The following is a 6677-nucleotide window of genomic DNA, read 5'->3' as shown; positions in this document are numbered from 1 at the left end:
CCTTGAGGCTGGTGCGGCGGCTGCGCAACGCCCGGCGGCTGCCCGCCTGAGCGATTAACCCGCGCCGCGTGCCGTCCCGGGAATGGGCGCGCCCGGCAATGTGTTGAAACACGGCGTAGACTGGATAGGCTGCCCGCCATCGGCGCGGCGGCCCTACAGAAGTGTTTCGAAGGAGAACCGTGGCAGAGAACCCCATCCGGGTAGCGATCGTCGGTGTTGGAAACTGTGCGGCCTCGCTGGTCCAGGGCGTCCACTACTATCGTGGCGCCGACCCGAGCGCAACGATCCCCGGACTGATGCACGTTAAGTTCGGCGCCTACCACGTCGACGACGTGCAGTTCGTCGCCGCGTTCGACGTTGACGGCAAGAAGGTGGGGCTGGATCTTGCCGACGCTATCGGCGCCAGCGAGAACAACACCATCAAGATCGCCGATGTTCCGGCCACCGGCGTCAAGGTCCAGCGCGGCCACACCCTGGACGGCCTGGGCAAGTACTACCGCGAGACCATCGTGGAGTCCGACTACGAGCCCGTGGACGTGGTCGCTGCCTTGCGCAAGGCCGAAGTGGACGTCATGGTCTGCTACCTGCCGGTCGGCTCGGAGAAGGCCGCCAAGTTCTACGCCCAGTGCGCCATCGACGCCGGCGTCGCCTTCGTGAACGCCCTTCCGGTCTTCATCGCCGGCACCCAGGAATGGGCCGACAAGTTCACCGCGGCCGGAGTTCCGATCGTCGGCGACGACATCAAGAGCCAGATCGGTGCCACCATCACCCACCGCGTGATGGCCAAGCTGTTCGAAGACCGCGGCGTGGTGCTGGACCGCACCTACCAGTTGAACGTCGGCGGCAACATGGACTTCAAGAACATGCTCGAGCGCGAGCGCCTGGAATCCAAAAAGATCTCCAAGACCCAGGCCGTGACCTCCAACACGTCGGCCGTGCTTGGCGACGACGACGTGCACATCGGCCCCTCGGACTACGTGTCCTGGCTCGATGACCGCAAGTGGGCGTTCGTCCGCCTGGAGGGCCGCAACTTCGGTGACGCCCCGGTCTCGCTTGAATACAAGCTCGAGGTCTGGGACTCCCCCAACTCTGCCGGCGTGATCATCGACGCCATCCGTGCCGCCAAGATTGCCCTGGACCGCGGCGTCGGCGGGCCGATCCTCTCGGCGTCCAGCTACTTCATGAAGTCCCCGCCGGAGCAGTACGACGACGACACCGCCCGCGCGAAGGTCGAAGCCTTCATCCGCGGCGACTCCGACCGCTAAGACGCACCGCAAGAACCGGGGCCGGCCCAGTGGGCCGCCCCGGTTCTTCTGTTGCCAGCCGGCGGCGGCTTCCGGGTAGATTGGCCTCATGGCCGTCCCCTCCCTGTCCCCCGCCGGGGAGCTCCGAGGACCGACCCCCCTCCCCCGCCGCAACTACGCGCTGGACATCCTGCGCATCGTCAGCATCGTCGGCGTGGTTGCCATCCACTCCTTCGGCGAGCTGGCCGGCGACGACGACCGCCGACATCAGCCGGACTGGATCTGGGCGGCGATCATCGACATAGCCTTCATCTGGGTGGTGCCGGTCTTCGTCGTCATCTCCGGCGCCCTGGTGCTGGCGCCGCGGACGCACAAGGAGGGCGCGCTGGCGTTCTACCGCAAACGCGCCCTGCGGCTGTTGCCCGCCCTCGTGGCCTGGCACCTGGCCTACATTTTCCTGGGCAGCCACCTGATGCTCGGGCGCGAACTCGAACCGGTCGCCGTGCTGGTGTCCGTCTTCGACACCCGCGTGTACCCGCACCTGTACTTCCTGTGGCTGATTCTGGGCCTGTACCTGGTGGCACCGCCGCTTGCCCGCTACCTGCAGCGGGTGACGCTACGGCGGGCCGCCGCCGCAACCGGCGGCGTGCTGGTCCTGACCCTCGCGCTGTTCAGCCTTCAGGCCGCCAGCATCCAGTACGAGTGGGGCTGGCAGTACCCCTGGAACATCCTGACCCAGTGGTTTCCCTACCTGGGGTACTTCATGGCCGGCTGGGTGCTCACCCAGGTGCGCCTCCCGCGCGGTGCCGCCGCGGCGGCGGGAGGCGCCGCCGTCGTGCTCTCGGTTTTCAACATCTGGCACTGGATCAACCAGGATTCCACGCCGCTGCTCAACGTCATCACGCCGTCCAGCTACGTGGGGCTCGGTGTCACGGCGGCTGCGCTGTGCATCTTTGCCGCCGTGTACCAACTGCTGGCCGGATGGCAGCCGCCGGGCTGGCTGGGCCGGTTGCTCGTCCAGCTGTCCAACGCCTCGTTCGGAGTGTTCCTGTGCCACTACCTGTTCCTGACGTGGCTCACGTTCCACGTCTTCCCGGACCGCGAGCCGACGCTGCCGCTCCTGTTCCTGAAGTTCTCGGTGGCCACGGCCTGCGCCTTCGTCCTGACCCTGGTTGCGTTGCGGATACCCGTGCTGCGGCGGCTGTTTTAAGCCGCAGCTAACCGCAGCGGTGCAGGGCTAGAAGAGTCCCGTGATGACGCCGTCGTCGTCCACATCCATCCGGCCGGCCGCCGGTTCCTTCGGCAGGCCCGGCATGGTCATGACGTCGCCGGTCAGCGCCACGATGAAACCCGCGCCGGTCTTCGGGATCAGGTCGCGCACGGTGATGCTGAATCCGCTCGGGGCGCCCAGGACCGCGGGGTTGTCGGTGAAGGAATACTGCGTCTTGGCCATGCACACCGGCAGTTTGCCCCACCCGTTCGCCTCGATCTCCGCCAACCGCCTGCGGGCCGGGCTGGTGAACTCCACATGGTCCGCCCCGTAGATTTGCTGGGCGATGGTCTCGATTTTCTTCTCCACGGTCAGGTCAAGGTCGTACAACGGGGAGAATGATTGCGGCTGCTGCAGGACGTCCGCCACCTTCGCCGCCAGCGCGTCTCCGCCGGGGCCGCCGCCGCCCTGGCCCCAGACATCGGCAATAGCCGCCTCGACGCCCTTCTGCCGGCACCAGTCCAGCACCCAGTCGAGTTCTTCGGGGCTGTCGGTGGTGAATTTGTTGATGCCCACCACGGGTGTGACGCCGAATTTGAGCGCGTTGTCCACGTGGCGCTCAAGGTTGGCGATGCCCGCCTGCACGGCTTCCAGATTCGGTTCCTTCAGCTGCTCCTTCGGAATGCCGCCGTGCATTTTCAGCGCCCGGATGGTGGCCAGCACCACGATGGCGGACGGGGCGAAACCGCCGGCGCGCGCCTTGATGTCCATGAACTTCTCGGCGCCGAGATCGGACCCGAACCCGGCTTCGGTGACGACGACGTCGGCGAGCCGGCGGGCGGTCTGCGTGGCCAGCAGCGAGTTGCAGCCGTGGGCGATATTGGCGAAGGGGCCGCCGTGCACAAAGGCGGGCGTGCCGGCGATGGTCTGGACCAGGTTCGGCTTGATGGCGTCTTTCAACAGCATGGCTAGCGCGCCCTGCACACCCAGGTCCGCCACGGTGACCGGCTTGCGGTCGTAGGTGTAGCCCACCGTGATGCGGGACAGCCGGGCTTTCAGGTCGGCGAGGTTGGACGAGAGGCAGAAGACCGCCATGACCTCGGAGGCGACGGTGATATCGAAGCCCGCCTCCCGCGGCACTCCCTGCGTCGGCCCGCCCAGACCGATCACCACCTGGCGAAGCGCCCGGTCGTTCATGTCCAGCACCCGCCGGAACGTCAGCCGGCGCGGGTCGATGCCCAGCGCGTTGCCCTGATAGATATGGTTGTCCACCAGTGCCATCAACGCGTTGTTCGCCGAGGTGATGGCGTGGAAGTCTCCGGTGAAATGCAGGTTGATGTCATCCATCGGGAGCACCTGCGAATAGCCGCCGCCGGTTGCCCCGCCCTTCATCCCCAGAATCGGTCCGAGGGAAGGTTCACGGATGGCCACCATGGTCTTGTGCCCTGCCCTCGACAGGGCGTCCGCCAGGCCCACCGTCAGGGTGGATTTGCCCTCACCGGCCGGGGTGGGCGACATGGCGGTCACCAGAACCACCTGGCCGCGCGGTTCCTGGTGGCCCTCCCCCAACTTGGCGGGATCAACCTTCGCCTTGTAGCTGCCGTAAAGCTCGAGAGCGTCCGCGGGGATGCCGGCGGCGTCGGCAATGGCGGTAATGGGCCGCAAAGTGGCGCGGCGGGCAATCTCCAGGTCGGTCAGCGGAGCCGGTTCAGACATCGTCGTCCTTCTTCCTCGCATAGGGCCATGGCGGCAGTACCGCCACAGCCAACGTATCAGCCAAGAAGGCCGCCGTCACCGGTCCCTTCCGGGGAGAAGAGAAGCGCAGAACGAGGCCTGGTGAGCTGGCTGGAAGCACCTATGCGAATGGCCGCCTCGAAGCGTCCGGCTCTTCGTCCGAGGAACAAAAATGGCCTGCCGCGCGATAAGCACGCGGCAGGCCATCTTCGTGTTTATTTGCAGCCGTTAGCGGCGCACCGCCCGACGACCGGACAGGCTTTCTGCCACACCGATCAGAAGTACCGCGGCAATCACGGCGACGATGAATCCGAGCACGTTCAGCTCAAAGATGTCGCCCGTGCCCAGCAGGTTTGCGATGACACCACCGATGATTGCTCCGACGATGCCAAGCAGGAGCGTGGCCACGAGCCCCAGATTCTGCTTTCCGGGCTTGATAAGGCGGGCGAGTGCTCCGATAACCAGCCCTGCAATGATGAAACCGATCATGTTGCCTCCTCAGGTTGCGATGGAACCACAATAAGCATACTTAGTGATCGGACGCAAAACGTTTCATCTGGGCGATGTCGGTTTGGCGCCACTGAGACGGCGTCGGCGCGCGGCCTCCGGAACGCCGGTTAGCAATGAAACACCACGGCACTGGAGCGTCGACTAATACTTGAAGGCGGAGGTGCTTAAAGGCCGAGGCCCGCGCCTGGAGCAACCCGGGCGCGGGCCTGAAGCTACATGGGGTCCAATGCGACTCATCGGATCCTCCTCGCGGATGTGTTTCCTACAGGACGGCGTATTTATTTGCACGTGCGGGCTGGAACTCAGCGGATGAGCTGGCGGTGCGACAGCAATTCATCGCGCACCTGTTCCAAGCGCTGTTCGTCAACACCCACGTTCTGTATTCGTTCCCACAGCGAGACGCTCTGGCGGAGCTTGCGGATCATGGCATTCACCTCCTGCCTGGCCAAGAAATTCGGCATGTCCGCTGCTGCGGAGCGTTTCCGGCTTGCCGGAGTCGGCCCGGCAAGGTCCGAACCCCCGCCCGGGGCACCGGCGTCGCCGGAACTGTCGCTGCCGGTGTCAAGGCCGCGCAGGCTTCCGGCGGTGATCACGTCGCCGTGACCGCGCCGCTCCGTTTCCCGGGCCTGCGCCGGCTCGGGCGGACGGATGGATCGTTCCGGTGCAGGCAATACGGCTGCATCGAGCGGTTTCATGAGGGGTTCCTCTCTGGGGTGGGCGGGGTTTTCTCCGGATCGGGCTGGATTTCGGGCAGGAAGCATGGCGGTATCCATGGGGGTTGCCGTTGCCGTGGCGGGGCCGGTGTCCGTGCTCGAAGCAGCAGCGGGGGTCGCCGCGACGGCAGCAGGTAACGCGGTAAGGGTGCTCATTAGCGAAGTCCTCAGGGCAGAAAGTGAGGCCTCCGCGCGGGAGAGCTAGAGAAGAGCGGTGATTGAGAGACGGCAGCGGTTCAAGAGTTGAACCGGCCCAATCAGCAGGGTTCTACTGCGCAGAAATGGCGGAGGCGGGTCGTCGGAGCGCGGCGAAGGAGTTAAACACTCCGCCCGGCGTCTTGGTAATATTCACGATTCCCACCTCCCTTTCCTGATAGCGCCAATAGATACCGTCCGGGTTGAAGCTCCTGATTGAGAAAGTTCAATCGGACTCATCCAACGTACCCGATTGCTCCTGCTTCTGCCTAGCCACGCCCGGGAACTTATTGAACTTTTTCCCGCTGCACCGGCGTGTCGCCAGCAACACGCCGGATAACGACGGCGGCGCCACCCCTTGACGAGCGTGGGCTCCCCCTTTAGGCGACCCCCTTGTTCGCGTCCCGTCCGCCGGACGCCCGGTTGACCGCCCGTTACAGTAGCCAGGCAGGGTCCCTAGACTGGACCCCGATGCCAGCACCCACCCCTGGACGGGACGACGACATGGAAGCTGGAGCTCCGCCGGGACCCGTGCCCGGACCTGCGGCCCCAAAGGCCCCGGCCCGCATCGACGAGCTTGACGCCCTGCGGGCCTTCGCGCTCTTGGGCATCCTGTGCGTGAACATCTGGTACTTCGCCGACCCGTATGCCGTCACCGGCGGATCCAGCCCGGCGTTCCAATCCAGTGCGGACACCGCGGTCCGCTTCGCGGTCAGCCTCCTGTTCGAGGCCAAGTTCTACATCCTGTTCTCGTTCCTGTTCGGCTACAGCTTCGTTCTGCAGTGGGCTTCCGCCGTGGCAGACGGCCAGCCGGTCGTCGTCAGGACCATGCGCCGGGCAGCAGGTCTCGTGGTGCTCGGGGTGCTCCACGGCCTGCTCCTCTTCCACGGGGACATCCTGCTGGCCTACGGCCTGCTGAGCCTGGTGTTGCTAGGTACCCGCTCGCTCTCCGCGTGGGCCGCTGCCGCGGCCGGAGTGGCAGTGATCGGCTGCATGGGCGTGTTCATCCTGTTGCTGGGACTCATCGCGGCGGCCGCGGGACCCTTCGACGGCAGCGCCGCCGCGGGGCCC

Annotated in this window: 5 protein-coding genes and 1 pseudogene; 3 read left to right on the top strand and 3 right to left on the bottom strand. The window is 65.8% G+C overall.

Features of this window, described 5'->3' with window-relative positions:
* Window positions 1-179: 179 nt before the first annotated feature.
* Both AC5RUJ_RS08750 and AC5RUJ_RS08745 read left to right on the top strand, forming a co-directional pair.
* Window positions 180-1265, top strand: coding sequence for an inositol-3-phosphate synthase (locus AC5RUJ_RS08750; RefSeq protein ID WP_494001183.1), 1086 nt, complete (start codon window positions 180-182; stop codon window positions 1263-1265).
* Between the two features lie 88 nt (window positions 1266-1353).
* Entirely contained in the window at window positions 1354-2454 is a 1101-nt protein-coding gene (locus AC5RUJ_RS08745) for an acyltransferase (protein WP_494075067.1), read from the top strand.
* A 27-nt stretch (window positions 2455-2481) separates the two neighbouring features.
* On the opposite strand, the gene AC5RUJ_RS08740 is transcribed toward AC5RUJ_RS08745, so the two are convergent.
* The 3 genes from AC5RUJ_RS08740 to AC5RUJ_RS08730 all read right to left on the bottom strand — a co-directional run bounded on the left by AC5RUJ_RS08740 (window position 2482) and on the right by AC5RUJ_RS08730 (window position 5393).
* Entirely contained in the window at window positions 2482-4170 is a 1689-nt protein-coding gene (locus AC5RUJ_RS08740; RefSeq protein WP_494075068.1) for a formate--tetrahydrofolate ligase, read from the bottom strand.
* Between the two features lie 246 nt (window positions 4171-4416).
* On the bottom strand, window positions 4417-4677 hold the full coding sequence (locus AC5RUJ_RS08735) for a GlsB/YeaQ/YmgE family stress response membrane protein (RefSeq protein WP_493978224.1): 261 nt from the start codon (window positions 4675-4677) through the stop codon (window positions 4417-4419).
* A gap of 323 nt (window positions 4678-5000) precedes the next feature.
* On the bottom strand, window positions 5001-5393 hold the full coding sequence (locus AC5RUJ_RS08730) for a hypothetical protein (protein WP_494013452.1): 393 nt from the start codon (window positions 5391-5393) through the stop codon (window positions 5001-5003).
* Window positions 5394-6077: 684 nt separating this feature from the next.
* Between AC5RUJ_RS08730 and AC5RUJ_RS08725 the strand changes: the two are divergent.
* A pseudogene (locus AC5RUJ_RS08725) lies at window positions 6078-6677 on the top strand (hypothetical protein); the annotation flags it as partial.

This window comes from Arthrobacter sp. Y3223164 (genome assembly GCF_059091005.1).
Note: the sequence above shows the minus strand (reverse complement) of the source record. Positions and strands in the feature narration are given on the sequence as shown.

Bases quoted from the DNA above. Each gene is read 5' to 3' on its own strand.
- AC5RUJ_RS08735 (WP_493978224.1), bottom strand. From the start codon at position 4,677: ATGATCGGTTTCATCATTGCAGGGCTGGTTATCGGAGCACTCGCCCGC.
- AC5RUJ_RS08745 (WP_494075067.1), top strand. From the start codon at position 1,354: ATGGCCGTCCCCTCCCTGTCCCCCGCCGGGGAGCTCCGAGGACCGACC.
- AC5RUJ_RS08730 (WP_494013452.1), bottom strand. From the start codon at position 5,393: ATGAAACCGCTCGATGCAGCCGTATTGCCTGCACCGGAACGATCCATC.
- AC5RUJ_RS08740 (WP_494075068.1), bottom strand. From the start codon at position 4,170: ATGTCTGAACCGGCTCCGCTGACCGACCTGGAGATTGCCCGCCGCGCC.